The following is a 25,895-nucleotide window of genomic DNA, read 5'->3' as shown; positions in this document are numbered from 1 at the left end:
GTCTCCTTGCCTATGCCTGGCCGGCAGGACCGCTGGCGGCGCCTTCCGGCAATGGCGTCACCTTGGGCAGGCGCAGCAGGAACGTCGCGCCCTGCCCCAGCGTGCTGCTGACCGTGATGGTGCCGCCAAACTGCTTGGCAATCAAGTTGAATACGATATTCAAGCCCAGGCCCGTGCCGCCCTGTCCGCGCCGCGTGGTGACAAACGGGTCGAACACGCGGTCGAGCATGTCGGGTGCGATGCCGCGGCCATCGTCGCGCACCTGCATGGCGATCCAGTCGTTATCGCCAAGCACGCCAATATGGATATGGCCGTCCGTATCCGCATCAAAGGCGTGCTCGACGCAGTTCAAGACCAGGTTGGTCAGCACCTGCGCCAGCGCGCCCGGATAGCTGTCGAGCATGATGCCGGGCGGGCAATCGATATCGATGCGGATGCGCGTCTTTTTCAGGGTCGGCTGCAGGCTCGAAATCACTTCACCGATATAGTCGCGCAATTCGAACAAGCGGCGCGCCTCGCTGACCTGGTCGACGGCGATCTGCTTGAAACTGTGGATCAGGTGTGCGGCGCGATAGGCATTGTTCATGATCAGCCGCGCGCTTTCGCCGGCCGTTTCCAGGTAGCGCACGATATCGGTCTTCTTCACGCTGCCGCCGGCCACCGCCGTGCTGATGGCATCGGTGGCTTCCTTCAGCACCGAGGCGCTGGTCAGCGCGATGCCGACCGGGGTGTTGATTTCATGCGCCACGCCGGCCACCAGGCTGCCCAGCGAGGCCAGGCGTTCCGACTGCAGCAACGATTCCTGCGCGCGGCGCAGCTCGTCCATGGCCTGCGCCGTTGCCTGCTGCGAGCGGCGCGCCATATCTTCCGCCTCGCGGCTGCCCTCGATGATGGACTTGAGCTTGCGCTGCACGGCATTGAAGCCGCGGATCACGTCGCCCAGCTCGTCACGCCGGTTTTCCGGCAGCTCTTCGACATCGTCACTGCCGCGCGTGGCCAGGTCGAACAAGCCGTCGCGCAACTGTTTCAAGGGCCCGAAGACGATGCGCAGGCTCAGCGCGAGGGCGCCCACCAGAATGATGTCAAGCAGCAACACTTCCAGCACCTTGCGCCGCACTTCGCCGCGCAGGGCCGCATCGATCTGGGCGCGGCTGAAATTGACGATGACCTTGCCGACGATCACGGGCTTTCCACCCGTGGCTGCGGCCACGGCGTCGCGGAACACCAGCGGCGCCTCGACGGGCGTGCCACCCATGGCAACGTCGGCCGTCAGCGGCACCAGGGTGCCCGCCGCGTCGCGCACTTCGCCCGCGAACAGGCCGACGGAGGCGTCGTAGACGCGGATGCCGACCAGTTCCGGCGGCAGCATTTCGGCCGCGACGATGCTGTCGACCTTGGATTTATCGAGGTCCCACAGGGCGGAAGGCAAACTCGTCTGCAAGCGCGTGAGCACGCCGCTGCGCAGGCGCGCGCTGCCCGATTCGAGTTCCTTGCTCAAGGTATATTGGGTATAGGTACCCGAAATGCCCAGCACCAGGGTGACGATCACGACAAAAAGCAGGGTCAGCCGGACTTGGATACTCACCATCAATCAACACTCCCCGGGCCAGGCCGGTCGCCGGCCCGCGGCGCGGGCGCAGATACGTCAGCGGACAACAGCCTGAATCAAATGTACGGTATGACATGCTTATTGGCAAGATTTACAGCAATGCCGTTTTCCACCAGGCCTTGATACAGGTTGAGACATTGCGTCATGGCAATGGTAATATCCCGCAATCATCTAAGGAGTCGTCATGGCGGTCATGCATCAACATCTACCCCTGGAACAAGTTCGTCCTGGCATGGTCTTGTCGGATGTCTTGCTCGATGCGCATGGACAAGTGCTGTTGCCGCAAGGCGCGGTATTGACTGAAAACATGCTGGCCCTGATGCCGCGCCACAACATCGACATGCTGCCGATCCAGGCGCCGCCACCGTCGCCCGAAGAAATCGCCGCACAACAGGCGGCCGACAGCGAACGGCTGGCCTACTTGTTCCGCAAGCATGACCCGGAGGATCCCCTGGACGCGGCCACCACCTTGCTGCGCAGCTATGTCACGGCATACCGCCTGGGCACGGGAGAGGCCGCATGAGCGCCCAGCTGACCCTCGACGATATCGTCGCCCACCTCGACGATTTGCCCTCGCTGCCCGCCGTCGTCATGGAACTGCTCAACAGCATCGACCAGGAAGACGTCGATATTTCCGTGCTGGCCAAAAAAGTGTCGTACGACCAGGCACTGACGGCGAAAACCCTGCGCCTGGCCAACTCGTCGCAATACGGCTTGCAAGTGAAGGCCACCACCATCCAGCAGGCGATCACGTACCTGGGCTTCCAGACCACGCGCAGCCTGATCACGTCGGCCGCCATCACGGGCTGCTTCCCGGAAGGTCGCTGCCCCGGCTTCGACGACAAGGCCTTCTGGCGCCATTCGGTGGCGACAGCCGCCTGCGCCAAGGTGCTGGCGCGGCAGATCCGCTTCAACCAGGATTACGCCTTCACGGCCGGCTTGCTGCACAACATCGGCCGCCTGGTGCTGGTCAGCAGTTTCCCCGCGCACTACGCGCAAGTCATCGCCCACCAGGCGGCGCACGATTGCAGCCTGCTCGAAGCGGAGCAAACCGTACTGGGCGTGGACCACGTGCAGGCCGGCGTGGCGCTGGCCGAACACTGGAATTTTTCCGATACCATGCGCCTGGCGCTGGCCAACTACCTGCAGCCGGAAACGCCGGGGGCAGGCTTCCTCGCATCGCTGATCCACGTGGCCAATGCGCTTGTTTGCGCGCTCGACCTGGCGCAGGCGGGCGACGACATGGTGCCGCGCGTCTCGCCGGTGGCCTGGGATGCGCTGGGACTGGGCGAAGACACGTATCTGCAGCTGTTCCGCGAAACGGAGCTGCGCTACGATGAAATCACCTCGGCCTTGCTAAGCTGATTGCTTAAGCGAACCCGGCAGGCACAGCCGCAAACGCAAACGGCTCTCGCTGCGAGGCGAAAGCCGTTATAGGTACTGCGGTACGTCCATGCTGCCCGGTCCACGCCAGCCTGTTGCCGCCAGCAGCTACGCAAGCGGCACAGTCAGCGTACAACCACCACATCAGTGCGCGTAATTCGATTCTTGCGCATCGCCGCGGTCTTCCGCTTTTGGACGGCCCTGGGCGTCGGACAGACGATACTTGGTGCGGCGGTCGCCCATCAAGTCACGCAGGTCACGAATGCTCATGCCCGTCACTTCGTGCATGCGGATCAGCAGCGAGGCGCCGACCGGCAAGCGGTGGTGGCGGATCTTGCTGATGACCGGTGGCGCCACTTCAAGCAGACGCGACAGGGCTGCATCGTTTTTCAGCTGCATCTTGCTCAGCAGAATGTCCAGCAGGTGGTTCGGGTTGTAACTCTCTTGCGATGCTAATGCATGATGTGCCATGATTTTTCCTCGTCTGGTGAATGTAGAAAATAATGCCGATACGAACTTAAGGCTGGCTTAGAGTGTTCAAATAAACGTCTTCCATCGGATTCAGCCCTCCCTCCTTATCGCACTGCCTGTACAGGACTCGCACTGCCACGCCCAGCCAACGTACGCAACTTGCCGCGTGAATAAAGACACTCAAAGCACGTATGACTCGCCAAAATGAATTGCATATAAGGCAATATACTAGCCCAAACACGCAGCATCTGCGCCTCGCGCAAACTTCCTGATTGTTAAATATCAATCAAGCTGCTGGTTGGCTTGGCAACGATGCTATTTCAACACATTAGGATGCCTGCGGGCGCACACAAGGCTTTGCAGCAACTTGTTACAAATCAATGGTGTCGCACGGCAATAAATGCTTTTGAGCACCACGACACATGGCGGCATATGCAGGCGGCAACCTTGTCGGCAAGGTAAGCACAACATGGCCCGCCCCGGCGTTTTACGCTAAACTATCGCCTGAACTTGCAGCGAGCCTGCCGCCGGGCAGCCAGAGGCGCCAGGCCGGTCATCCACCGCGCCCGCCCTGAGCGGCCCCCTGCGCTGCAGCATCCCGCCCAGCCATCTTGTTTGCCGCCACATTTACCGATAAGCGCCCAACTCCATGCAGAAAAAAGTATTCATTAAAACCTTCGGCTGCCAGATGAACGAGTACGACTCGGACAAGATGGCCGACGTGCTGGGCGCCTCCGATGGCCTGGTGCGCACGGACACGCCGGAAGACGCCGATGTGATCCTGCTCAATACCTGCTCCGTGCGCGAAAAGGCGCAGGAAAAAGTGTTTTCCGACCTGGGCCGTCTGCGCGACCTGAAGCTGGCCAAGCCGCACCTCTTGATCGGCGTGGGCGGCTGCGTGGCGTCGCAGGAAGGCGACGCCATCGTCAAGCGCGCGCCGTATGTCGACATGGTCTTCGGCCCGCAAACCCTGCACCGCCTGCCGCAGATGATCGAGTTGCGCCGCTCCAGCGGCGCCTCGCAAGTGGACATCAGTTTCCCGGAAATCGAAAAGTTCGACCACATGCCGCCGGCCAAGGTCGAGGGCGCTTCGGCGTTCGTCTCCATCATGGAAGGCTGCAGCAAATATTGCAGCTATTGCGTCGTGCCCTACACGCGCGGCGAGGAAGTGTCGCGCCGCTTCGAGGACGTGCTGACGGAAGTGGCGGGCCTGGCCGCCCAGGGCGTCAAGGAAATCACCCTGCTGGGGCAAAACGTGAACGCCTACCGCGGTGCGATGGAAGGCGGAGAGATCGCCGACTTCGCCCTGCTGCTCGAATACGTGGCCGACATCCCCGGCATCGAACGCATGCGCTTCGTCACCAGCCACCCGAAGGAATTCACGCAGCGCCTGATCGACGCCTATGCGAAGATCCCGCAGCTGGTCGACCATTTGTATCTGCCGGCGCAGCACGGTTCCGACAAAGTCCTCGGCGCCATGAAGCGCGGCTACACGGGCCTCGAATACAAGTCCATCATCCGCCGCATCCGCGCCGTGCGCCCGAACATGGCCATTTCGTCCGACTTCATCGTGGGCTTCCCCGGCGAGACGCAGGCCGACTTCGACGCCATGATGAAGCTGATCGCCGATGTCGGCTTCGACAACAGCTACAGCTTCATCTTCAGCAAGCGCCCCGGCACGCCGGCCGCCAGCCTGGAAGACGATACGCCGCACGAAGTCAAGCTGGCCCGGCTGCAGCAGCTGCAGGCGGCCATCGACGCCAACACGCGCAAATACAGCCTGGCCATGGTGGGCACGGTGCAAACCATCCTCGTCGAAGGCCGCTCCAAAAAGGATACAGACGATAGCGAACTGCAAGGCCGCACGGAAAACAACCGCGTGGTCAATTTCGACGCCGGTCCCGACGGCTTGCAATTGACCGGCCAGCTGGTCGACGTGCGCATCACCGAAAGCCATTCCTACACCCTGCGCGGCGAACTCGTCGCCAGCGCACCCGCATTGAAAAGAGCCAGTTGAAAACCAAAGCCCCGATACAGCCGCATTACTTCATCCCCGAGCCGCTGGACAACACGCGCCTGGCGCACCTGTGCGGACCGCTCGATGAAAACCTGCGCCAGATTTCCGCCGCCCTCGACGTGACGATCTTCCGCCGCGGCGAGAAATTCATCGTCGGCGGCAGCAATGCCGAACGCGCCGTGGAAATCCTCGAGCAGTTCTACGCCATCGCCAACAAGGTCGTGCCGCTGGAAGAAGTGCAGCTGGCCCTGGTGGAACAGCGCGCGGGACTGTCCGCCGCCTCGGAACACCACGCCAACGCGCCCGCCAGCACCTTCGTCGAGCCGGATATCGCCAGCCCCGTGCTGAAAACGCGGCGCTCCGACCTGCGCGGGCGCACGCCGCACCAGATCGCCTACCTGCGCGACATCCTCGAACACGACATCAGCTTCGGCGTGGGCCCGGCCGGCACCGGTAAAACCTATCTGGCCGTCGCCTGCGCCGTCGACGCGCTCGAACGCGACGCCGTCAAGCGCATCATTTTGACGCGCCCGGCCGTCGAAGCGGGCGAGCGCCTGGGCTTTTTGCCGGGCGACCTGGCGCAAAAGGTCGATCCGTATCTGCGTCCCCTGTACGATGCGCTGTATGATTTGCTGGGCTTTGACCGCACGCAAAAGCTGTTTGAAAAACAGGTGATCGAGATCGCCCCGCTGGCCTACATGCGCGGGCGCACCCTGAACCACGCGTTTGTCATCCTCGATGAGGCGCAAAACACCACCGTCGAACAGATGAAGATGTTTTTGACGCGCATCGGCTTCGGCAGCAAGGCCGTGGTGACGGGCGACGTCACGCAAGTCGACCTGCACAAGAGCCAGACGAGCGGCCTGATCGACGCCGTGCATGTGCTGAAAGACGTGCGCGGCATCGGCTTCACGCAATTTAACAGCACCGACGTGGTACGCCACCCGCTCGTCGCGCGCATCGTCGACGCCTATGAAACGGCGCAGGCGGCCGGCGCCGACGCCGCCCAGTTACTCCCCTTGTTGAAACCAGCTGCCGCCAAAAATGTCCGAAAAAAATAAACTGTCCCTGTCCGTGCAATACCCGGATGCCCGCCTGGAAACCCTGATCACGCGCCCGAAAGTGCGCCGCTGGGTCAAGGCGGCCCTGTTCGCCCCCGCCGAATTCACGATCCGCTTCGTCGACGCGGAAGAAGGCCGTACCCTGAACCGCGACTACCGCGAAAAGGATTACGCCACCAACGTGCTGACGTTCGCCTACAACGAAGGCGAAGAGCTGAATGACGACGAGCCGACGCGCGCCGACATCATCCTGTGCACGGACGTGCTGGAGAAGGAAGCGGCGGAGCAGAAGAAGAGCGTGGAAGAGCACACGGCCCATTTGATCGTGCACGGCGTGCTGCATGCGCAGGGTTACGACCACATGGATGACGAGGAAGCCACCGAGATGGAGGGCCTGGAAACGGACATCCTCGCGAAACTCGGCATTACCGACCCGTACAAGGAGTAAGAGCATGGGAACCTGGGCACTGGATGCCTTCGGCAACGACTACGCCATGGATTGGGCGCAGGACTTGCACGAATATAAAACCCTGGAACTGGTCGAGACGACGCTCGACAACGTCATCGACAGCCAGGAAGCGCAACTGGAGGCGCCGTTCGCCGCCGAAGCGCTGGCCGCGCTGGAAGTGATCGCGCGCCTGCTGGGCAAGCCGGGCGAGGACGACCCGGCCACCGCGGAAGTGGACGAATGGGTGGCCGCCTGCAAGAAGAAGGTCACGCCGCCGCTGCTGGAAAAAGCACGCCTGGCCTTCGACAAGATCGGCGGGGAAGCGTCGGAACTGCGCCAGCTGTGGCAGGACAGCGAGCATTTCGCCGACTGGCAGGCCGACGTGGCGGCCCTGCGCGCGCGCGTGCTGGGCGCGGACGCCTGAAACGTCGCGCAACGGCGCACTTCAACATATTAAATTTGCATCAAAAGCGGGGAAATCCGGTATTCCCCCACTTTTGGTGTATCCTATATCCCTTCGCAACAACGGCTCACGCCTCCTATGCCCGAGCACCCTAGTGGCGTCAGAACTGACGTCAAGCCCCACCGGTCACTGTTTGAACGCCTGACCGCACTCATTTCCCCCGAGCCAGAGAACCGTGCAGAATTGCTCGAAGTTCTACACGATGCGCATGAACGTAAGCTGATCGACGCCGACGCCCTGTCGATGATCGAAGGCGTGTTTCAGGTATCGGATCTCTGCGCGCGCGACATCATGATTCCCCGTTCGCAAATGGATGTCATCGACATCAGCAAGCCGATCGAGGAATGGATGCCGGAAGTCCTGTCCACCGCCCACTCGCGCTTCCCCGCGATCGAAGGCGAGCGCGACAAGGTCATCGGCATCCTGCTGGCGAAAGACTTGCTGCGTTATTACGCAGAAGAAACTTTCGACGTCCGCGACATGCTGCGCCCCGCCATCTTCATCCCCGAATCGAAACGCCTGAATGTGCTGCTGCGCGATTTCCGCGCCAACCACAATCACATGGCCATCGTCGTCGATGAATACAGCGGCGTCGCCGGCCTGATCACCATCGAAGACGTGCTGGAACAGATCGTCGGCGATATCGAGGATGAATACGACTTCGACGAAGCCGAGGACAACATCCTGTCGCTCAAGGAAGGCCAGTTCGGCCCCCGCTGGCGCGTCAAGGCGCTGACCGAGATCGAACAGTTCAACGAAGAAGTGGGCAGCCATCTGGTCGACGACGACGTCGACACCATCGGCGGCCTCGTGTCGAAGTACCTGGGCCGCATGGCGCACAAGGGCGATATTTTCGACCTGGGCAATTTGCGCTTCGAGGTGCTGCGCGCCGATGCGCGCCAGGTGCACGTGCTGCTGGTCGAGCGCCTGCCCAACGTGCCGGAACTGGAACTCTGACATGCGCGTGCTGTAAATGCGTTTCAGACGCGCTGACCCCAACGCCCCCGCCAAACCGCCCCGCAGCATAGGGGCGCGCATGCTGACTGCCGCCGTTGCCGGCGCCGTCGCGGTGCTGGCGTTCGCCCCTTTCGGCTACTGGCCCCTGCAAATCCTCAGCCTGGGCGTGCTGTTCTACCAGGTGCTGCGCGCGGCGAACGTCAAGGCCGGCGCGCTGATCGGCTGGGCCTACGGTTTTGGCTGGTGCGCGGCCGGCACGCACTGGCTGTATATCTCCATGCACCGCTATGGCGACATGGCCGCGCCGATCGCGGTCATCGCCGTGGCCCTGCTGGCCCTCCTGATGGCCATTTACGTGGCCCTGGCCATGGGCGCGGCCGCCTGGCTGCGCCAGCGCTGGGTGCTGTCCCTGCCCGCCATGACCTTGCTGGTGCTGCCCGCCACCTGGACGCTGTTCGAATGGACGCGCGGCTGGCTGTTTACGGGTTTCCCATGGCTGGCCACCGGTTACGCCCACAATGCCAGCCCGCTGGCCGGCTTTGCCCCCATCGTCGGCGCGTATGGCCTGGGCTGGCTGGCGGCGCTGTCGGCCGGCGCCCTGCTTTTGCTGACGCACCGCACGCGCTGGTTTGCGCTGGGCGGCGTCATCGCGCTGTACGCGGCAGGCATCGGCTTGCAGTACGTGGCGTGGACGCACCCGGTCGGACGCCCGATCACGGTGCGCCTGTTGCAGGGCAACGTGCCGCAGCAGCAGAAATTCGACCCCGGCTTCGTGCTGGGCGCCCTGCAAATGTACCAGAGCGCCATCACCAGCGTGCCGGCCGACCTGATAGCCACGCCGGAAACGGCCGTCACCGTGCTGCCGCACCAGCTGCCGCCCGGCTATCTGGACAGCCTGGCGGCTTATTCGCAGCAGACGGGCAGCACGATCCTGGTCGGCATGCCCGTGCTCGACGAACAGCAGCGCTTCTACAATGCGGCCCTGGGGATCACGCCCAACGGCGCGCCGGGACCGTATTACCAGTACCGCAAGCACCATCTGGTGCCGTTCGGCGAATTCGTGCCGCCCGGCCTGCACTGGTTTGTCGCCATGATGGCCATCCCGCTGGGCGACATGGGCCGCGGCGCGGAAGTGCAGGCGCCGCTGCAGGTGCGCGACCAGCTGGTGCTGCCGAATATCTGCTACGAAGACTTGTTTGGCGAGGAAATCGCCGGCCAGCTGGCCAGCGCCCACCGCCATGGCAAGCAGTCGGCGTCCGTGCTGCTGAATATCTCGAACCTGGCCTGGTTCGGCGACTCGATCGCCATCCCGCAGCATTTGCAGATTTCGCAGATGCGCAGCCTGGAAACGGGCCGCCCGATGCTGCGCTCGACGAACACGGGCGCCACCGCCGTCATCGACGGCAAGGGCGTGGTGCAAAGCCTGCTGCCGCCGGAACAGCAAGCCACGCTGGCGGCCAAGGTGCAAGGCATGGGCGGCATGACGCCATACATTCTGTACGGCAACAAACTGGTGCTGGCCCTGGCCGCGCTGGCCCTGCTGGCGGCCTTCCTGCTGTCGCGCGCCGCCCGCCGTGGCCGCGCCGGGCAGCAATAAGCGGCCGATATTGCCCGAAGAGTCACAGTGGGCCCGTAAAAACCGCTAAAATTAGCAAAACCCCGGCCCGGACGCGCTTGACTGGCAGCGTCCGGGCTTCAAGCAAACCTTAACAGCGCGCAGTCTCCCGCGCGGCGAACTCATACGATGCTCACATTTCAACAAATTATCCTGACCTTGCAAACCTATTGGGACAAGCAAGGTTGCGCCCTGCTCCAGCCTTACGACATGGAAGTCGGCGCCGGCACCTTCCACACCGGCACCTTCCTGCGCGCGATCGGCCCGGAACCCTGGCGCGCCGCGTATGTGCAGCCGTCGCGCCGCCCGAAAGATGGCCGCTATGGCGAAAATCCGAACCGCATGCAGCACTACTACCAGTACCAGGTGGTGCTCAAACCTGCGCCGGAAAACATCCTCGACCTGTATCTGGGTTCGCTGGCCGCGCTGGGCCTGGACTTGAAGCAGAATGACGTGCGCTTCGTCGAAGACGACTGGGAAAGCCCGACCCTGGGCGCCTGGGGCCTGGGCTGGGAAGTCTGGCTGAACGGCATGGAAGTGACCCAGTTCACCTACTTCCAGCAAGTGGGCGGCCTCGATTGCAAGCCCGTGCTGGGCGAGATCACCTACGGCATCGAACGCCTGGCCATGTATCTGCAAGGCGTGGAAAACGTGTATGACCTGGTGTGGACCGAGTGGGAAGAAAACGGAGTCACGAAGAAGCTGACCTATGGCGACGTCTTCCACCAGAACGAAGTGGAGCAATCGACCTACAACTTCGAGCACGCGAATACGGACCTGCTGTTCGAACAGTTCGGCAACTACGAAGCGGAAGCGAAGCGTTTGATCGAGCTGCAACTGACCCTGCCCGCCTACGAAAAGATCATGAAGGCTTCGCACAGCTTCAATATGCTCGACGCGCGCGGCGCCATCTCGGTGACGGAACGCGCCGCCTACATCGGCCGCGTGCGCACCCTGTCGCGCCTGGTGGCGCAAGCGTATTACGACTCGCGCGAGCGCCTCGGTTTCCCGATGCTGCCCGCCGCAGACCAACCCGCCGCCGCTTGATCGCCTAGCTCATACACCGCCGTACCAGACAAGAACACCATGAACCAAACACTGCTCATCGAACTGCTGACCGAAGAACTGCCGCCGAAAGCGCTGGCCAAACTGGGCGCCGCCTTCACGGCCGGCATCGTCAACGGCCTGAAAGCGCGCGACTTCCTGGAAGCCGACAGCGTCGCCACCAGCTACACCTCGCCGCGCCGCCTGGCCGTCTCCATCACCAACGTGCGCGAAGTCTCGCCCGACAAATCGATCCGCGAAAAAGTCCTGCCCGTCTCCGTGGCGCTGGACGCGAACGGCAACGGCACGCCGCCGCTGGCCAAGAAACTGGCCGCACTGGGCTTCCCCGAGCTGACGGTGGCCGAGCTGGAACGCGCCGTCGACGGCAAGGCCGAAAGCTTCTTCTACACCTACACGGCGCCAGGCAGCCAGCTCGCCACCGGCGCGCAGGCTGCATTGACGGAATCTTGCGCCAAGCTGCCGATTCCAAAGCTGATGAGCTACCAGCGCCCGGACGGCACCACCGTGCAATTCGTGCGCCCGGCCCACAGCCTGATCGCCCTGCACGGCATCAATATCCTGCCCCTGACTCTGCTGGGCTTGACGGCCGGCCGCACCACCCTGGGCCACCGCTTCCTCACCGACGGCGAACCGATCACCATCGCGCACGCGGAAAACTATGCGCCTTCGCTGATCCTCAACGCCAGCGTCATCGCCAGCAACGAGGAACGCAAGGAGCGCATCCGCGCCCAGTTGCTGGACAAGGCAGGCGCCGACCAGGTGCTGATGCCCGAAGCGCTGCTCGATGAAGTCACCGCCCTGGTCGAATGGCCGGTCGTGTATGAATGCCACTTCGAGGAGGAGTTCCTGGCAGTGCCGCAGGAATGCCTGATCCTCACCATGCAGACGAACCAGAAATACTTCGCCCTGACGGACAGCGAAGGCAAGCTGCGCTCGCGCTTCCTGATCGTCTCGAACATCGAGACGGACACGCCAGAGCACATCATCGGCGGCAACGAGCGCGTCGTGCGCCCGCGCCTGTCCGACGCCAAGTTCTTCTTCGAGCAAGACAAGAAGAAGACCCTGGCAGCGCGTCTGCCGCTGCTGGCCAACGTGGTCTACCACAACAAGCTGGGCACGCAAGCGGCCCGCACAGAGCGCGTCAAGTCGCTGGCCGGCGCCATCGCCGCCAAGCTGCAATATGACGTGGCCCTGGCCGAACGCGGCGCCCTGTTGGCCAAGGCCGATCTGCTGACCGACATGGTGGGCGAATTCCCCGAACTGCAAGGCATCATGGGCACGTATTACGCGCGCCATGACGGCGAACCGGAAGAGGTGGCGCTGGCCGCCTCCGAACACTACCAGCCGCGCTTTGCCGGCGACAGCCTGCCGACCACCGGCACCGGCACCGCCGTGGCCCTGGCCGACAAGCTCGAAACCCTGGTCGGCATCTGGGCCATCGGCCTGGCGCCGACGGGCGACAAGGATCCGTTCGCGCTGCGCCGCCACGCCTTGGGCGTGCTGCGCATGCTGCTGGAAAAGCGCTTGCCACTGTCGATCCAGGGCTTGCTGGCCGATGCCGCCGCGCAGTTCGCAACGGTGCCCGGCTTCAGGGATCCGGTCGCGGATGTCACCACCTTCATGCTGGACCGCCTGCGCGGCATCCTGCGCGAGCGCGGTTTCTCGCCGAATGAAATCGAAGCCGTCGTGGCGCAAAACCCGGACCGCCTGGACGACATCGTGCAGCGCCTGGAAGCCGTGCAGGCGTTTGCCGCCCTGCCGGAAAGCGCCTCGCTGGCCGCCGCCAACAAGCGCATCACGAACATCCTGAAAAAGAACGAGGAAGCCGTCAGCCAGGTCGCCGCCGGTGGCGTGAACGTGGCGCTGCTGCAGGACGAAGCGGAGAAAAAACTGGCCGCCGCCGTTTCGCGCGTGCAGCCGGAAGTCGACGCGGCCTTTGCCAAGGGCGATTTCACCAGCACCCTGCAAACCCTGGCGCAGCTGCGCGACGATGTCGATGGCTTCTTCAATGACGTGATGGTGATGGCCGAGGATGTCGCCCTGCGCAACAACCGCCTGGCCTTGCTGTCGTCCTTGCACGGCATGATGAACCGCGTGGCCGACATTTCCAAGCTGGCGGCATAATGGGTACTCCGGCTCTGAAACTGATTATTCTCGACCGCGACGGCGTCATTAATCATGACTCGCCGGACTTCATCAAATCGCCGGCCGAATGGCTGCCGATCCCCGGCTCGCTCGAAGCGATCGCCCGCCTGAACCAGGCTGGCTATCGCGTCGTCATCGCCTCGAACCAGTCGGGCATCGCGCGCGAATATTTCGACATGACGGTGCTGAACGCGATCCACCAGAAGATGCACACCCTGGCGCAGCAGGTAGGCGCCGATATCGACGCCATCTTCTTTTGCCCGCACGCGGGCGCGGACAATTGCGACTGCCGCAAGCCCAAGCCCGGCATGTTCCATGAAATCTCACAGCGCTACAACACCAGCCTGAAAGGCGTGCCCACCGTCGGCGATTCGCTGCGCGACCTGCAGGCCGGCTTCATCAGCGGCTGCGTGCCCTACCTGGTATTGACGGGCAAGGGCGAAAAGACCAACGAAACGGGTGGCCTGCCGCCTGGCACCCAGGTCTTCCCCGACCTGGCCGCCGTCGTCAGCCACCTGCTCAAGGCGCCCGCCGCAGCGGCACCCAGCGTGGCATTGAGTATCTAATCTTCGGAGAACCGCATTGCGTAATATTTCCCTGTTCCTGCGATCCCTGCTGTTCATGATCATCATGATCGTGGCCACCATCGTCTGGGCCTGCGTGTGCTTTTTTGCCGCGCCATTGAGCTACAACAAGCGCTATTGGGTCACCTCGCGCTGGAACGTGTTTATCCTGTGGTGTGCCAAGGTCATTTGCGGCATCCGCTATGAAGTCAAGGGCGCCGAGAACTTCCCCGACGCGCCGGCCATCGTGCTGTCGAAGCACCAGTCGGCATGGGAAACCATCTTTTTACTTCCCAGCCTGCCACGCCCGCTCGTGTATGTGTTCAAGAAGGAGATTTTGTACATCCCGTTCTTCGGCTGGGCCATGGCGCTGCTGCGCATGATCCCCATCGACCGCAAGCAGGGCAAGCATGCGTTCAAGAGCGTGGTCGCGCATGGCAAGCGCCGCCTGGCCGATGGCCAATGGATTATCATGTTCCCTGAAGGCACGCGCATTCCCGTGGGCCAGACGGGCAAGTACAAGAGCGGCGGCACGCGTCTGGCCATCGCCACGGGCGCCGTGGTGGTGCCGATTGCACACAACTCAGGCGAGTGCTGGCCCAAGCAGTCATTCCTCAAACGCCCGGGACTGATCACCGTCTCGATAGGCAAACCGATTTCGCCGGAAGGGCAAACCCCGGACAGCATGATGCAACAGGTGGAAAATTGGATAGAATCAGAAATGCGCGTCATTTCGCCTCACGCCTACAACGCTGGCTAGACGGCATCAGCGCGGTCATCCAGGAGCCGACACTGCGCCAGCAGATGAAGACCATCAAGGTCGGCGACCAGCAACTGGATTTGTTCGCGCATGACGTCTCGACCAGCACGCCCCCGGCGGTGCGCCCCACGGCACCGCCAGCGCCGCCCGTGGCGCCACCGGTAGTGGCGCCCGCGCCCCCCATCATTCGTCCTGCCCCGCCTCCCCTGCCTTCTCCGCCACGCACCGCCGATGGCCCGCCGCTGCGCCAGCTGCAACTGGGCAGCCACCTCGTCGAATTCGCCCTGCGCCGCTCCACGCGCCGTTCCATCGGCTTCATGATCGACGATAACGGCTTGCGCGTCACGGCGCCCAAGCGCGTCACCCTGGCCGAAATCGACAACGCCATCCGCGCCAAGCAAGGCTGGATCGTCTCGAAGCTGCTGGAGCGGGGCGAGCGCAAGGTGCAGCGCCAGCAGCGCCCGCCCGTGGCCTGGATCGATGGCGCCGTGCTGCCCTACCTCGGCGGCGACATCACCCTGCGACTGCACCAGGCGCCGCGCCACCGCGCCAGCTTCCAGCGCGAGACGAATGAGCTGCACGTATGGGTCACGCCCACGGGCAGCGAGCAGCAATTGAAGGAAAAAGTGAAGGGCTGGTTCCAGCATGAAGCGCGCCAGCTGTTCGAGGCGCGGCTGGACCTGTATGCGGACAAGCTGGGCGTGCGCTACGACTCATTGTCGCTATCGTCGGCCGGCACGCGCTGGGGCAGCTGCACCATCGAGCGCAAGATCCGCCTGAACTGGCGTTTGATCCACTTCGCCCTGCCGCTGATCGACTACGTGGTGGCGCACGAACTGTCGCACCTGCTGGAAATGAACCACAGCCCCCGCTTCTGGGCCACCGTGGAATCGATCTATCCCGATTACGACGGCGCCAAGCAGGCGCTGAGGAAGCGCTCGCAAGAGCTGCCAGTCCTGTTCGCGTAAACAACATTGTTGGCGTCGCCTGTCGGATTACGCGCAAGCGCTAATCCGACCTACCTCGATCACGGCAGTAGGTCGGATTAGGCCGCAGGCCGTAATCCGACAACATTGTTGGCCGTGCATCCATCACGGCAACAGGGGCTTGATAGCCGCTATCGTGCGTGGCGTGGCGCCCCGGTGCTGGCTGGCAAACGCCAGCGCTTTTTCTCCCATAGCCGCCAGGCGCGCGGGATCCTGCAGCAGGGCCGACGCCTGCGCCATCAGCGCATCGGCGTCTGCCACCAGCGCGGCGCCGCCGGCGGCAATCGCCTGCTCGGTCACCAGCGCAAAATTGAAGGTGTGGGGACCGATCAGCACGGGCTTGCCCAGGGCTGCCGGCTCGATCAGGTTTTGCCCGCCCAGCGGCAGCAGGCTGCCGCCGACGAAAGCGCAATCGCAGGCCGCATAATACGCAAACATCTCGCCCATCGAGTCGCCCAGCAGCACCTGCGTGGCCGCCGCAACGGCATCGCCATGCGCCAGGCCGGACCTGCGCTGCACGGCCAGGCCCTGCGCCGCGATCAGTTTTTCCACTTCGTCGAAGCGCTGCGGATGGCGCGGCACGACCAGCAGCAGCACGTCAGGTGGCAGGCTGGCGCGCGCCAGCGCTTCGAGGATCAGCGGCTCTTCCCCTTCGCGCGTGCTGGCGCACAGCAGCACGGGACGTGCGCCGATCGCTGCGCGCAGCGCCGTCCCCGTCGCCAGCGCCGCCTCGGGCACGACGACGTCGAACTTGATGCTGCCCGTGACGACCACGTCCCGCACGCCCAGCTGGCGCACGCGATCGGCGTCGTCCTGCGTCTGCGCCGCGACCAGGGTGATGCCGCGCGTCGCATCGGTGATGAGCTTACCCAGGCGCTGCGCCTTGCCCAGCGAGCGCTGCGACAATCGCGCATTGGCCAGCACCACCGGCACTTTGTAGCGATTGCACTGGTGGATCAGATTCGGCCACACTTCCGTCTCCATCAGGATGCAGATGCGCGGCGCGAAATGGCGGATGAAGCGGGCCGGCATGGCGCCCGTGTCGTACGGCAGATAGCTTTGCACGAGACGCGTGCCGTGTTTGGCGAACAGGGACTTGCCCGTGGCGCGCCCCGTCGGCGTCATGTGCGTGAGGACGATGCGGCAAGCGGGCCATGCGGCCAGCAGCGCATCGATCAGCGGCTCGGCCGCGCGCGTCTCGCCGACGGAAACGGCGTGCAGCCAGATGGTGTCCATGGCAGGGGCTGGCTGGCGCCCGTAAAAGCCCAGGCGCTCGCCCCAGTGCTGGCGGTAGCCGGGTTCCTGGCGTCCGCGCAGCCACAGCCGCGCCAGCACCAGTGGCAAGGCCAGCCACCAGGCAAGGGTATATAGAAGTCGCATGATTGTTTGATGTTGAAGTCAGGCGGGAGGATAGTCGGCCAGCAGGCGCTGCGCCGCGGCCAGCACTTCCGGCACGCCGGGCGGCGCGCCTTTGTCGCCCAGGTTGATGATTTTCGGCGACCAGTTGCCTTCCGTTTTCCACAACGGGGAATCGGCATAGATTTCCACCGTCGGGCGCACAAAGGCGGCGGCGATATGCGTCAGGCCCGTGTCGACGCCGATCACCAGCGCCGCATGGCGCGCCAGCAGGGTGGCGTCGCCCATCGACAGCTTAGGCAGCACGCGCGCATTCGGCAGGCCGGCCGCCACTTGTTCGGCTTCCGCCTTTTCCTTGGGCGAACCCCAGGGCAGCAGAATCGGCATGGGCGCGAGCGCCTGGCCCAGGGCGATCCAGTTTTCCGGCGCCCATTTCTTGCCGTCGCGCGCCGTGCCGTGGAAATACACGCAGTAAGGCGCCTCGCCCATCCAGTCCGGGCGCGGCTCGCTGCCTGATACTTCCGGCAAGCCGAAATCGGCCGGCGTGTCGACCGTGTAGCCGAGTGCCGCGGCGGCCACCAGGCGGCCCCGCGCTACCGCATGCGTGCGCGGGTCGAGCGGAATGCTTTTCGTGTGAAACAGGCGCGAGATGCCTTCATAGCCGGAACCTTCGCTGCCATTGGCCAGGCCGACTTTCTGTCCGCCCGGCGCCAGGCGCGCGGCGCCCATGATGATGCCCGTCTTGAGCAGCCCCTGGGTATCGAACACATAATCGTAGCGCGTCTGCCGCAGGCTGCGGAAGAAGGCGGCGATTTCCGCGCGCGTCTCTTTCTTGCCCAGGCTCTTGCGCCAGCGCCGCAGCGCAAACGGGAAGATGGTAGCCACGCGCGGGTTCAGGCGCACCAGGCTGGTATAGCCCTCCTCGACCACCCAGTCGATGGTCGCGTTCGGGAAATGGCGGGCGATGTCCGCCACCATCGGCAAGTTATGCAGCACGTCGCCCAGCGAAGATACCCGCACGAGCAGGATTTTCAAGGGCGCCTGTGCGCCAGGTTGACCGGCCATGCTGTCAGAACGGCAGGACAGCGTCTGGCTTGGCCGCCAGGATCACGCTCTTGAACTGCCCCTGGATGCGCGCCAGGGCTTCCGGCGTTTCCGCTTCGAAGCGCATGACGATCACCGGCGTGGTGTTCGACGAGCGGGCCAGGCCGAAGCCGTCCGCGTATTCCACGCGCAAGCCGTCGATGGTGATGATCTGTTCATTGCCGGGGAAGACGGCGTCGCGGCGCAGCATGTCCATCAGCGCGACGTTCTCGCCTTCCTTCAGTTCCAGGTGCAGTTCCGGCGTGCTGTCGGACTGCGGCAGGGAATTGAGCAGGCTTGACGGATCCGCTTCGCGCGTGAGGATTTCCAGCAGGCGCGCAGCCGAATACAAGCCGTCGTCGAAACCGTACCAGCGGTCCTTGAAGAAGATGTGGCCGCTCATTTCGCCGCCCAGCGGCGCGCCCGTTTCCCGCAGCTTGGCTTTCACCAGCGAGTGGCCCGTCTTGTACATCAGCGGCACGCCGCCATGCTTGCTGATCCACGGCGCCAGGTGGCGCGTGCATTTCACGTCATACAAAATCTGCGCGCCTGGGTGGCGGGTCAGCACGTCGGCGGCAAACAGCATCATCTGGCGGTCAGGGTAGATGATCTGGCCATCCTTGGTGACCACGCCCAGGCGGTCGCCGTCGCCGTCGAAGGCGATGCCGATTTCGGCATCCGTCTCGGCCAGGCAGCGGATCAGGTCTTGCAGGTTTTCCGGATGCGCCGGGTCCGGGTGGTGGTTCGGGAAATTGCCATCGACTTCGCAGAACAGTTCGATGACTTCGCAGCCCATGCCGCGGAACAGGTCGCCCGCGAATGCGCCGGCCACGCCATTGCCGCAGTCGACGGCGATCTTGATCGGGCGCGCCAGCTTGACGTCGCCCAGGATGCGCTCCAGGTAGGCGGCGCGGATATCGTGCGTGGCATAGCTGCCTGGCGTGCTGCTGGCGCTGCCGTCGTGCGCGACGATGCTGTGGTACAGGGCCTGGATCGCTTCGCCGTGAATGGCTTCACCGGCCAGCACCATCTTGAAGCCGTTGTAGTCGGGCGGATTGTGGCTGCCCGTGACCATGATGCCGGAGCGCGTGTCGAGCACATTCGTGCCGAAATAAACCATCGGCGTAGCCACCACGCCCAGGTCGATCACATCGATGCCTGCCGCTTGCAAGCCCTGCGCCAGCGCTGCCGTCAATTCCGGTCCCGACAGGCGGCCATCGCGGCCGATCACGACCCGCTGCTCGCCCTTGGCCAGGGCTGCCTGGCCAAATGCCTGACCGATCTTGTGCGCCACGCTGGCATCGAGGGTTTTAGCGATGATGCCGCGAATATCGTAGGCCTTGAAGATCGTTCTGGACAATGGAAGCATGGTGTGGGCGGTATAAGTAAGGGAATAGTGTGGTGCCTGGCAAGGTGCAGCGCGCGGCTGACAGCTTGCTGCTGCGCCAAGAGTATACCGAATTATACGCGCAGCAGATCGATCGACTTGCCCGATTCCACCCACTGCTTGACCCACAGCGGCTGGCGGCCACGGCCTGTCCATTGCTCGGTCGCATTGTCAGGGTGGCGGTAACGCACCGCCACCTTGCCCGTGCGCGGGTGCAAACCATCGAGTATCAGCTGTTTCAGCGGAATGCCCGCCTGCTGCGCGATGGCCATGATCTGTTCGCGCGCCTTGTTCAAGTCTTCGCGCTCGCGGCCGTTCAATTCCTGCTTCACATTATCTTCCAGCTTGCGCAATTCCAGCATTGTCATCGTTGACAGATCCATCCGGTACATCCTTTACATTAATTTAAATAATAAAATCACGTGAAATATACTACATTGTATAAACAGCTGCGCACCGCTGCATAATCCATCAACTATTGAATCGCGGCCATCAGCGTATTTATCTGCTCAACATTAAGATTCAATGAAGAATATGCCGAAAGCACGCGTGAAAAATAAATAAACAAGGATGCGTGGCATTCCGGAATGGCTGCGCATGCCGCTTGCAAGGCTGGCATGGCGCAGCCATTCATGCCGACAAACGCGCTGGCCGATTATTATCGATGTACGGCAACGGGAAATGCAGCCCTATTAAATCCCCATGCGGCATAATCGGCATCCGCTTTTTTCTTCCCGCCGGCCATGCGCGCAATTGCTCGCAGCCCCGCAATGTACTCAACGCCAAAGGGCTGGCATGCTTATAATGCAGGCGCGTAGTTCACTTCACCCCGGCACATATGAAAACTTACTTTATCGGCGATCTGCAAGGCTGCCACGCACAAACCGTCGAGCTGATCGAACGGATCCAGGCGGCAGCGGATGGCCCCTACCGCCTGCTGTTCGCGGGCGACCTGATCAATCGCGGCCCCGCATCGCTGGCCACCCTGCGCCACGTGCATGCGCTGGCGCGGCAGGGCCTGGCCGACAGCGTCCTGGGCAACCATGACTTGCACCTACTGGCCGTGGCCAACGGCATCCGCCCCGAGCATGCGTCCGATACGCTGGCCGAGATCCTCGATGCGCCCGACCGCGAGGAATTGCTCGCCTGGCTGCGCCAGCGGCCACTGGCACTGGAACACGACGGCCATGTGCTCGTGCATGCGGGCTTGCTGCCGCAATGGAGCGCTGCCCAGGCCCTGTCTCTGAGCGGGGAAGTGTCCGCCATGCTGCGCAGCGACGGCTGGGTGGCGTTCCTGCGCACCATGTACGGCAACGAGCCGGCCGCCTGGCGCGACGACCTGCAGGGCGCCGACCGGCTGCGCTGCATCATCAACGCCATGACGCGGCTGCGCTTTTGCACGCCGGACGGCGTGATGGACTTCAAGATGAAGGAAAGCGGCAGCCCGCCGCCCGGCTCCGGCCTGCTGCCGTGGTTCGACGTGCCGGGACGGCGCAGCGCTGGCGACACCATCGTCTTCGGCCACTGGTCGGCGCTGGGACTGCAGTTGCGGCCGCACCTGATTGGCCTCGATAGCGGCTGCGTGTGGGGCGGAAAACTGTCGGCCGTTTGTCTGGAAGACCGCTCGCTGCTGCAAGTCGACTGCCCTGCCTTCCAGCAGCACAGCGGCAAACGGTAAGTGACTAGCATGGCGCGCATATGCTTAGTCGAAATCGGTCGTTGGCCTTGCCGCGCGTGGCCCTTATGATGCAACTTTTATGATGCAGCTTTTGCCTGTGCTATCCCATGTCCCCTGATACCGACAGACTGGCGCGCTGGCTGCTCGGCAGCCTGGAACTCGACACCGCCGTCCTGCATGTGGGCCAGTACTGCGGCCGCTGGCGCGCCTCCACGGCGGGCCGGGAACTGGGCAGCTTTCACTTGGTGCTCGATGGCCACTGCTATCTGCACCTCGATGGCGCGGCGCCAATCGCGCTCGGCCCGCGCGACGGCGTCTTCCTGCTGCGCGACTTGCCGCACTTTCTGAGTCCCCACAGCGACCCGCTGCAGGCGGTCAGCACGCAAGCCATGCTGCCGCTGCAGGCGCCCACGAAACTGCCGGCGACGGCGCTGGCCTGCGGCTTCTTTCAATTTCGCGGTGCCCTCTCCGCGCTGATCGTCGACTCTTTCCCGCCATATCTGCTGATACGCGGCGACGCGCCCGCCTTCAGCGCCGCCGCCGCGCTGTTCGACCTGATCCTGGCGGAGGCGGGCGGCGATCCGGAACAACCGTCGCCGCTCATCGCGCGCCTGGTCGAACTGCTGTTCTTTTACCTGATCCGCCATGTGGCGCAGGGCGAGCAGGTGGCGGCCGGCCTGCTGTCGCTGCTGCACCAGCCCGCGTTTTCGCCGCTGCTCGAACGCATGCTCGACGCCCCCGCCGCCGACTGGTCGATCGAGAACATGGCCAAGGCAGCGTGCATGTCGCGCGCCAGCTTCTGCAAGCATTTCGCCAGCGCCAGCGGCCACTCGCCGGCCCAGTTCCTGCTCCTGCTGCGCATGAAGATCGCGGCGCGCCGGCTGCACGACGGCGTCTCCGTCGAACGCGCGGCCGAACTGGTGGGCTACCGCTCGCACGCCGCCTTTACGCGCGCCTTCAAGCGGGTCACGGGCGAGCAGCCGGGCGCCTACCGGCGCGACCAGCGCCTGCGCCAGCTGGCCAGCTGAAATCAAGGATCTCACAATCGCAGACGAACGAGCACAAAAGGGCGACGCTGACGTCTGTTGCGCGCACGGCATGGCCGATATAATGGCCGGGTGACTTACCAACTTAGCAAGGTACCCCATGTCCCGTCTGACGCTGCACACTCTCGATACCGCTCCGGCCGATAGCCGTCCCTTCGTGGAAAAGGCCATCGCCAACAATGGCTTCCTGCCCAACCTGATCGGCGTGCTGGCCAATGCCCCGCTGGCCCTGGAAACCTATCTGACCGTCTCCGGCATCAATGGACGCGCCAGCCTGAGCCTGATGGAACGCGAAGTGGTGCAAATCACGGCAGCGCGCATCCATGGCTGCGATTTCTGCATCGCCGGCCATAGTGCCATCTCGCTGAAAAAAGCGGGCCAGACACCGGACACGGTGCGCGCCCTGCAGCACGGCCAGCCGACGGGTGACATCAAACTGGATGCCGTCGCCGCCTTCGCCACGGCCGTCATCGCCACGCGCGGCGCCGTCAGCGACGCCGAATATCAAGCCTTCCTGGCCGCCGGCTACGAGGAACAGCAGGCGCTGGAAGTCGTGCTGGGCATCAGCCTGGCCACCCTGTGCAATTTCTCCAACAGCCTGGCCGGCACGCCCGTCAATCCGCAGTTGACGCCCTACCTGCCTGGCGCCGTCTGACATGGGCCGCCTCAATCACTGGCTGCACATGCATGCCGACCAGCTTGACCAATCATCGGAACTGGCTGAAACCGTTTTGCCGGCCCTCGCTGGCGACCAGCTGCTGGCCATCGGCGTGCCGCAGGCACATGGCGGCGCGGGCGGCGACGTACGCGACGCCATCGACGCCATCGCCAAAGTGGCCGAGCAATCGGTGACGGCAGCTTTTGTTTTCTGGGGCCAGCGCTGCTTCATCGAATTCCTGCTGCAAAGCGAGAACCGCGCGTTGGCCGAGCGCCGCCTGCCAGGCCTGCTGGCAGGCACGCAAGCGGGCGCCAGCGGTTTGTCGAACGCCATGAAATTCTTGTCCGGCATCGAGCAGCTGCAGATCACGGGCGCGCGCCACGATGACGGCCTGCTGGTCGACGGCGGCCTGGCCTGGGTGACGAACTTGCGCAAGGCGGGCTTTGTCGCGGCCGCCGCCGTGGCGCCGAACGACGGCGCGCCCCCCGTCATCGTCGCCTTCGACAGCGGCACGGCAGGCGTCAAGCGCAGCGAAGACCTGGACCTGATCGCCCTGCGCGGCAGCAATACGGCTTCCGTCAAGCTGGCGCAGGTGCACATTCCCGCCGCGGACATCATCAGCGACAATGCGCCAGCCTGGCTGCCGCAGGTGCGCCCATCGTTCCTCGGCATGCAGTGCGGCCTGTCGATCGGCCTGGCGCGCGCCAGCCTGGCAAAAGCGGCGCAGATTTCCGCCGGCTCGCGCAACCAGCTCACGCCCCGCATCGAAGCGCTGCAAGCCACCCTGGAAAACGCCGTCGCTACGCTGCTGGCCGGCGTGCATGATGGCCGCTTCCAGACGCAGGCGCCAGCCATGTTCCGCCTGCGTATACAGCTGGCCGACGTGCTGCAGCAGGCGCTGATGCTGGAACTGCAAGCCATGGGCGGGCGCGCCTACCTGAACGCCGAGCAGCAGGGCTTTGCCCGCCGCTGGCGCGAATCGTCGTTCATCCCCATCGTCACCCCCAGCCTGACGCAATTGCAGGCGGCCTTGCAGCTGTTCGACAGCCAGCAGGCGGCAGCGGGGGCTCCGGCATGACGGCTGCAGCGGAAGCGCAAGACTGGGCGCTGCAGGCGCAGGACCTGAGCTACGCCTATCCCGGCACAGCGCCTGTGTTCCAGCACGTCTCGCTGGGCGTGCGCAAGCGTGAAATCGTCTGCCTGCTGGGCGGCAGCGGCTGCGGTAAATCGAGCCTGCTGCGCGTGCTGGCCGGCTTGCAGCCGCCATCGACGGGCGAGATCCAGTTCCTCGATGCGCCCATGCGCGAACCGGATCCGCGCAGCGCCCTCGTCTTCCAGCAGGCCAGCCTCCTGCCCTGGCTGAATGTCACGGGCAATGCCGGTTTTGGCCTGGACTTCAAGCACCAGCCGCAGCTCACGCGCGAGGCGCACAAGGCGCGCGTGGCGCAAGCCATCGAAGCGGTCGGCTTGAAGGGCCGCGAAAAACTGTACCCGTCCGCCCTGTCGGGCGGCATGGCGCAGCGCGTGGCGCTGGCCCGTGCGCTGGCGCGCGAACCGGAACTGCTGTTTGCCGATGAACCGTTTTCCGCGCTCGACGCCATCACGCGCGCCGAGATGCAGTCGCTGCTGGTCGACGTGGTGCACCGCTGGCACACGGCCGTGCTGCTCGTCACGCACGATATCGATGAAGCGATCCTCGTGGCCGACCGCATCTTGCTCATGGGCGGCAAGCCGGGCAACATCGTGCGCGAATGGCCCGTCGCCATCGCCCAGCCGCGCATCGGCCACAGCGCCGACGTCATCGCCCTCAAGATGGACATCCTCGACGCCCTGCAGGCGCTGCAAAAGCAGGATCAAACGCCCGCCTTTGCTCCCCATTAATCGACCGGAACATTCCCATGACATTCGAAGACCAAAACAAACCCCTGCACATCTGCGCCTCGTCCGATTGCGACTGCGGCCTGACGCGGCGCGACTTCCTGCGCATGTCGGCCCTGGCCACGGCCAGCGTCGCCTCGCCGCTGCTGTTCGCCGGCGACGCCATGGCCCAGCAAGGTCCGAAAGGCGATGACCAACCCGTGAAGATCGGCTACCTGCCGATCACCGACGCCACCCCGCTGCTCGTCGCGCACGCCCGCAAGCTGTTCGAGGCCGAGGGCTTGCAGGCGGAAACGCCGCGCCTGTTCCGCAGCTGGGCGCAGATCATCGAAGCCTTCGTCGCCGGCCAGGTCAACGTCATCCACCTGCTGTCGCCGGCCACCCTGTGGGTGCGCTACGGCGCCAAGTTCCCCGCCAAAGTCGTCGCCTGGAACCACGTCAACGGTTCCGCGCTGACGGTGGCCAACGAGATCAACAAGGTCTCCGACCTGGGCGGGCGCACGGTTGCCATCCCGTTCTGGTACTCGATCCACAACATCCTGTTGCAGCAAATCCTGAGCGCCAATGGCTTGACCCCGGTCACGCGCGCGCGCAACGCAGCCATCAAATCGAATGAGGTCAATCTGATCGTGCTGGCGCCGGCCGAAATGGTCTCCGCACTGGCCAGCAAGTCGATTGCCGGCTACATCGTGGCCGAGCCGTTCAATGCGGCGGCGGAAAACGCCGGCATCGGCAAGATCCTGCGCTTCTCGGGCGACGTGTGGAAAAACCATGCATGCTGCGTCACGTTCCTGTCCGAACGCGACATCAACACGCGTCCCGAATGGGCGCAAAAGGTCACCAACGCCATCGTCAAGGCGCAGCTGTGGACGCGCTCGAACCAGGTCGACACGGCCAAGCTGCTGTCGAACGTGGGCGAGCACCGCTACACGCCGCATCCGCTGCAAGTGCTGACGAAGGTGCTGGCCACCACCGATTACGCCAGCTATGAAAAACTGGGTCTGATCGCGCACAAGAACTGGCAGCAGCGCCGCATCGACTTCCAGCCATATCCGTTCGCCTCGTACACGGAAGAGCTGGTGCGCGCCATCGGCCGCACCAAGGTCGAAGGCGATACGCGCTTCCTGGCCAACCTCGATCCGAAGTTCGCCGCGCGCGACCTGGTCGATGACCGCTTCGTGCGCAAGGCCATCACGGCAGTCGGCGGCCCGGCCGCCTTCGGCTTGCCGGCCAACCTGCTGCGCAGCGAAACCGTGGCGGTCTGAC

The 25,895-nt window shown here is 64.0% G+C and carries 25 protein-coding genes; 19 read left to right on the top strand and 6 right to left on the bottom strand.

All coding sequences use genetic code 11. The features are described 5' to 3' along the window. Positions 1–10: 10 nt before the first annotated feature. Positions 11–1,588 (bottom strand): sensor histidine kinase, encoded by a 1,578-nt coding sequence (locus BLT98_RS11770; RefSeq protein WP_070257436.1) that lies wholly within the window; start codon positions 1,586–1,588, stop codon positions 11–13. A gap of 214 nt (positions 1,589–1,802) precedes the next feature. On the opposite strand from BLT98_RS11770, the gene BLT98_RS11765 reads away from it, so the two are divergent. Both BLT98_RS11765 and BLT98_RS11760 read left to right on the top strand, forming a co-directional pair. After that, on the top strand, positions 1,803–2,132 hold the full coding sequence (locus tag BLT98_RS11765; protein ID WP_306508788.1) for a hypothetical protein: 330 nt from the start codon (positions 1,803–1,805) through the stop codon (positions 2,130–2,132). Then, the gene (locus BLT98_RS11760; RefSeq protein ID WP_092607885.1) at positions 2,129–2,974 is read left to right on the top strand and encodes an HDOD domain-containing protein; all 846 of its coding nucleotides are present in this window, start codon (positions 2,129–2,131) and stop codon (positions 2,972–2,974) included. The genes BLT98_RS11765 and BLT98_RS11760 overlap by 4 nt, the downstream gene beginning before the upstream one ends. A 162-nt stretch (positions 2,975–3,136) precedes the next feature. Here BLT98_RS11760 and BLT98_RS11755 read toward each other — a convergent pair whose 3' ends face one another. Next, positions 3,137–3,463, bottom strand: a complete 327-nt coding sequence (locus BLT98_RS11755; protein WP_034746769.1) for a hypothetical protein — start codon at positions 3,461–3,463, stop codon at positions 3,137–3,139. Positions 3,464–4,112: 649 nt separating this feature from the next. Here BLT98_RS11755 and miaB point away from each other — a divergent pair. The 11 genes from miaB to BLT98_RS11700 all read left to right on the top strand — a co-directional run bounded on the left by miaB (position 4,113) and on the right by BLT98_RS11700 (position 15,525). Further along, entirely contained in the window at positions 4,113–5,480 is a 1,368-nt protein-coding gene (gene miaB, locus BLT98_RS11750) for a tRNA (N6-isopentenyl adenosine(37)-C2)-methylthiotransferase MiaB (RefSeq protein WP_092607882.1), read from the top strand. Next, positions 5,477–6,541 (top strand): PhoH family protein, encoded by a 1,065-nt coding sequence (locus BLT98_RS11745; protein ID WP_034780157.1) that lies wholly within the window; start codon positions 5,477–5,479, stop codon positions 6,539–6,541. Before miaB ends, BLT98_RS11745 begins: the two co-directional genes overlap by 4 nt. Next, the gene (ybeY, locus tag BLT98_RS11740; RefSeq protein WP_034780171.1) at positions 6,525–6,989 is read left to right on the top strand and encodes an rRNA maturation RNase YbeY; all 465 of its coding nucleotides are present in this window, start codon (positions 6,525–6,527) and stop codon (positions 6,987–6,989) included. Before BLT98_RS11745 ends, ybeY begins: the two co-directional genes overlap by 17 nt. Before the next feature lie 4 nt (positions 6,990–6,993). Further along, positions 6,994–7,413, top strand: a complete 420-nt coding sequence (locus BLT98_RS11735; RefSeq protein ID WP_034780174.1) for a DUF4259 domain-containing protein — start codon at positions 6,994–6,996, stop codon at positions 7,411–7,413. Positions 7,414–7,530: 117 nt separating this feature from the next. After that, on the top strand, positions 7,531–8,409 hold the full coding sequence (locus BLT98_RS11730; RefSeq protein ID WP_034746750.1) for an HlyC/CorC family transporter: 879 nt from the start codon (positions 7,531–7,533) through the stop codon (positions 8,407–8,409). A 79-nt stretch (positions 8,410–8,488) separates the two neighbouring features. After that, the gene (gene lnt, locus BLT98_RS11725; RefSeq protein ID WP_092607878.1) at positions 8,489–10,006 is read left to right on the top strand and encodes an apolipoprotein N-acyltransferase; all 1,518 of its coding nucleotides are present in this window, start codon (positions 8,489–8,491) and stop codon (positions 10,004–10,006) included. Between the two features lie 147 nt (positions 10,007–10,153). Continuing rightward, a complete protein-coding gene (glyQ, locus tag BLT98_RS11720) occupies positions 10,154–11,071 on the top strand; it encodes a glycine--tRNA ligase subunit alpha (protein ID WP_034780177.1) in 918 nt (305 codons plus the stop codon). 39 nt (positions 11,072–11,110) lie between these two features. Beyond that, positions 11,111–13,213, top strand: a complete 2,103-nt coding sequence (glyS, locus tag BLT98_RS11715) for a glycine--tRNA ligase subunit beta (protein WP_092607875.1) — start codon at positions 11,111–11,113, stop codon at positions 13,211–13,213. Then, positions 13,213–13,800 carry a D-glycero-beta-D-manno-heptose 1,7-bisphosphate 7-phosphatase gene (gene gmhB, locus BLT98_RS11710; RefSeq protein ID WP_052139990.1) on the top strand — a complete coding sequence of 196 codons (588 nt, stop codon included), beginning with the start codon at positions 13,213–13,215 and terminating at the stop codon, positions 13,798–13,800. The genes glyS and gmhB overlap by 1 nt, the downstream gene beginning before the upstream one ends. Before the next feature lie 16 nt (positions 13,801–13,816). Further along, on the top strand, positions 13,817–14,557 hold the full coding sequence (locus tag BLT98_RS11705; protein ID WP_034780186.1) for a lysophospholipid acyltransferase family protein: 741 nt from the start codon (positions 13,817–13,819) through the stop codon (positions 14,555–14,557). Between the two features lie 44 nt (positions 14,558–14,601). After that, positions 14,602–15,525: a M48 family metallopeptidase gene (locus BLT98_RS11700; protein ID WP_092607872.1), complete on the top strand. Its 924-nt coding sequence runs from the start codon at positions 14,602–14,604 to the stop codon at positions 15,523–15,525. 123 nt (positions 15,526–15,648) lie between these two features. On the opposite strand, the gene waaA is transcribed toward BLT98_RS11700, so the two are convergent. The 4 genes from waaA to BLT98_RS11680 form a co-directional block, all read right to left on the bottom strand. Continuing rightward, complete coding sequence (gene waaA, locus BLT98_RS11695) at positions 15,649–16,923, bottom strand: lipid IV(A) 3-deoxy-D-manno-octulosonic acid transferase (protein ID WP_092607869.1); 1,275 nt, start codon at positions 16,921–16,923, stop codon at positions 15,649–15,651. Positions 16,924–16,941: 18 nt separating this feature from the next. Beyond that, complete coding sequence (gene waaC / locus BLT98_RS11690) at positions 16,942–17,964, bottom strand: lipopolysaccharide heptosyltransferase I (RefSeq protein ID WP_092607866.1); 1,023 nt, start codon at positions 17,962–17,964, stop codon at positions 16,942–16,944. A gap of 4 nt (positions 17,965–17,968) precedes the next feature. Beyond that, positions 17,969–19,351, bottom strand: coding sequence for a phosphomannomutase/phosphoglucomutase (locus BLT98_RS11685; protein ID WP_034780201.1), 1,383 nt, complete (start codon positions 19,349–19,351; stop codon positions 17,969–17,971). Between the two features lie 92 nt (positions 19,352–19,443). Further along, the gene (locus tag BLT98_RS11680; protein WP_034780203.1) at positions 19,444–19,752 is read right to left on the bottom strand and encodes an H-NS histone family protein; all 309 of its coding nucleotides are present in this window, start codon (positions 19,750–19,752) and stop codon (positions 19,444–19,446) included. 455 nt (positions 19,753–20,207) lie between these two features. On the opposite strand from BLT98_RS11680, the gene BLT98_RS11675 reads away from it, so the two are divergent. From BLT98_RS11675 to BLT98_RS11650, 6 genes are all read left to right on the top strand, one after another. Continuing rightward, positions 20,208–21,047, top strand: coding sequence for a symmetrical bis(5'-nucleosyl)-tetraphosphatase (locus BLT98_RS11675; protein WP_092607863.1), 840 nt, complete (start codon positions 20,208–20,210; stop codon positions 21,045–21,047). A gap of 107 nt (positions 21,048–21,154) precedes the next feature. After that, complete coding sequence (locus BLT98_RS11670) at positions 21,155–22,075, top strand: AraC family transcriptional regulator (protein ID WP_092607860.1); 921 nt, start codon at positions 21,155–21,157, stop codon at positions 22,073–22,075. A 118-nt stretch (positions 22,076–22,193) separates the two neighbouring features. After that, on the top strand, positions 22,194–22,748 hold the full coding sequence (locus tag BLT98_RS11665) for a carboxymuconolactone decarboxylase family protein (RefSeq protein WP_034780208.1): 555 nt from the start codon (positions 22,194–22,196) through the stop codon (positions 22,746–22,748). Between the two features lies 1 nt (position 22,749). After that, positions 22,750–23,829, top strand: a complete 1,080-nt coding sequence (locus BLT98_RS11660) for an acyl-CoA dehydrogenase family protein (RefSeq protein WP_092607857.1) — start codon at positions 22,750–22,752, stop codon at positions 23,827–23,829. Further along, the gene (locus BLT98_RS11655; RefSeq protein ID WP_092607854.1) at positions 23,826–24,632 is read left to right on the top strand and encodes an ABC transporter ATP-binding protein; all 807 of its coding nucleotides are present in this window, start codon (positions 23,826–23,828) and stop codon (positions 24,630–24,632) included. The genes BLT98_RS11660 and BLT98_RS11655 overlap by 4 nt, the downstream gene beginning before the upstream one ends. Before the next feature lie 17 nt (positions 24,633–24,649). Beyond that, positions 24,650–25,894, top strand: a complete 1,245-nt coding sequence (locus BLT98_RS11650; protein WP_092607851.1) for an ABC transporter substrate-binding protein — start codon at positions 24,650–24,652, stop codon at positions 25,892–25,894. The last annotated feature ends 1 nt before the right edge of the window (position 25,895 follow it).

It is taken from the genome of Janthinobacterium sp. YR213 (assembly GCF_900099875.1).
In the GTDB taxonomy this organism is placed as follows: Bacteria; Pseudomonadota; Gammaproteobacteria; order Burkholderiales; family Burkholderiaceae_D; genus Janthinobacterium; species Janthinobacterium lividum.
The sequence above is the reverse complement of the archived record's forward strand: the minus strand, read 5'-3'. Positions and strand labels throughout refer to the sequence as shown.

Coding starts and splice junctions, on each gene's coding strand:
- BLT98_RS11760 (WP_092607885.1), top strand. CDS start 2,129: ATGAGCGCCCAGCTGACCCTCGACGATATCGTCGCCCACCTCGACGAT.
- BLT98_RS11650 (WP_092607851.1), top strand. CDS start 24,650: ATGACATTCGAAGACCAAAACAAACCCCTGCACATCTGCGCCTCGTCC.
- BLT98_RS11700 (WP_092607872.1), top strand. CDS start 14,602: ATGAAGACCATCAAGGTCGGCGACCAGCAACTGGATTTGTTCGCGCAT.
- BLT98_RS11755 (WP_034746769.1), bottom strand. CDS start 3,463: ATGGCACATCATGCATTAGCATCGCAAGAGAGTTACAACCCGAACCAC.
- BLT98_RS11735 (WP_034780174.1), top strand. CDS start 6,994: ATGGGAACCTGGGCACTGGATGCCTTCGGCAACGACTACGCCATGGAT.
- BLT98_RS11660 (WP_092607857.1), top strand. CDS start 22,750: ATGGGCCGCCTCAATCACTGGCTGCACATGCATGCCGACCAGCTTGAC.
- miaB (WP_092607882.1), top strand. CDS start 4,113: ATGCAGAAAAAAGTATTCATTAAAACCTTCGGCTGCCAGATGAACGAG.
- waaA (WP_092607869.1), bottom strand. CDS start 16,923: ATGCGACTTCTATATACCCTTGCCTGGTGGCTGGCCTTGCCACTGGTG.
- BLT98_RS11680 (WP_034780203.1), bottom strand. CDS start 19,752: ATGGATCTGTCAACGATGACAATGCTGGAATTGCGCAAGCTGGAAGAT.
- BLT98_RS11665 (WP_034780208.1), top strand. CDS start 22,194: ATGTCCCGTCTGACGCTGCACACTCTCGATACCGCTCCGGCCGATAGC.
- BLT98_RS11730 (WP_034746750.1), top strand. CDS start 7,531: ATGCCCGAGCACCCTAGTGGCGTCAGAACTGACGTCAAGCCCCACCGG.
- BLT98_RS11770 (WP_070257436.1), bottom strand. CDS start 1,588: ATGGTGAGTATCCAAGTCCGGCTGACCCTGCTTTTTGTCGTGATCGTC.
- glyS (WP_092607875.1), top strand. CDS start 11,111: ATGAACCAAACACTGCTCATCGAACTGCTGACCGAAGAACTGCCGCCG.
- BLT98_RS11670 (WP_092607860.1), top strand. CDS start 21,155: ATGTCCCCTGATACCGACAGACTGGCGCGCTGGCTGCTCGGCAGCCTG.
- BLT98_RS11765 (WP_306508788.1), top strand. CDS start 1,803: ATGCATCAACATCTACCCCTGGAACAAGTTCGTCCTGGCATGGTCTTG.
- gmhB (WP_052139990.1), top strand. CDS start 13,213: ATGGGTACTCCGGCTCTGAAACTGATTATTCTCGACCGCGACGGCGTC.
- glyQ (WP_034780177.1), top strand. CDS start 10,154: ATGCTCACATTTCAACAAATTATCCTGACCTTGCAAACCTATTGGGAC.
- lnt (WP_092607878.1), top strand. CDS start 8,489: ATGCTGACTGCCGCCGTTGCCGGCGCCGTCGCGGTGCTGGCGTTCGCC.
- BLT98_RS11655 (WP_092607854.1), top strand. CDS start 23,826: ATGACGGCTGCAGCGGAAGCGCAAGACTGGGCGCTGCAGGCGCAGGAC.
- waaC (WP_092607866.1), bottom strand. CDS start 17,964: ATGGCCGGTCAACCTGGCGCACAGGCGCCCTTGAAAATCCTGCTCGTG.
- ybeY (WP_034780171.1), top strand. CDS start 6,525: ATGTCCGAAAAAAATAAACTGTCCCTGTCCGTGCAATACCCGGATGCC.
- BLT98_RS11685 (WP_034780201.1), bottom strand. CDS start 19,351: ATGCTTCCATTGTCCAGAACGATCTTCAAGGCCTACGATATTCGCGGC.
- BLT98_RS11675 (WP_092607863.1), top strand. CDS start 20,208: ATGAAAACTTACTTTATCGGCGATCTGCAAGGCTGCCACGCACAAACC.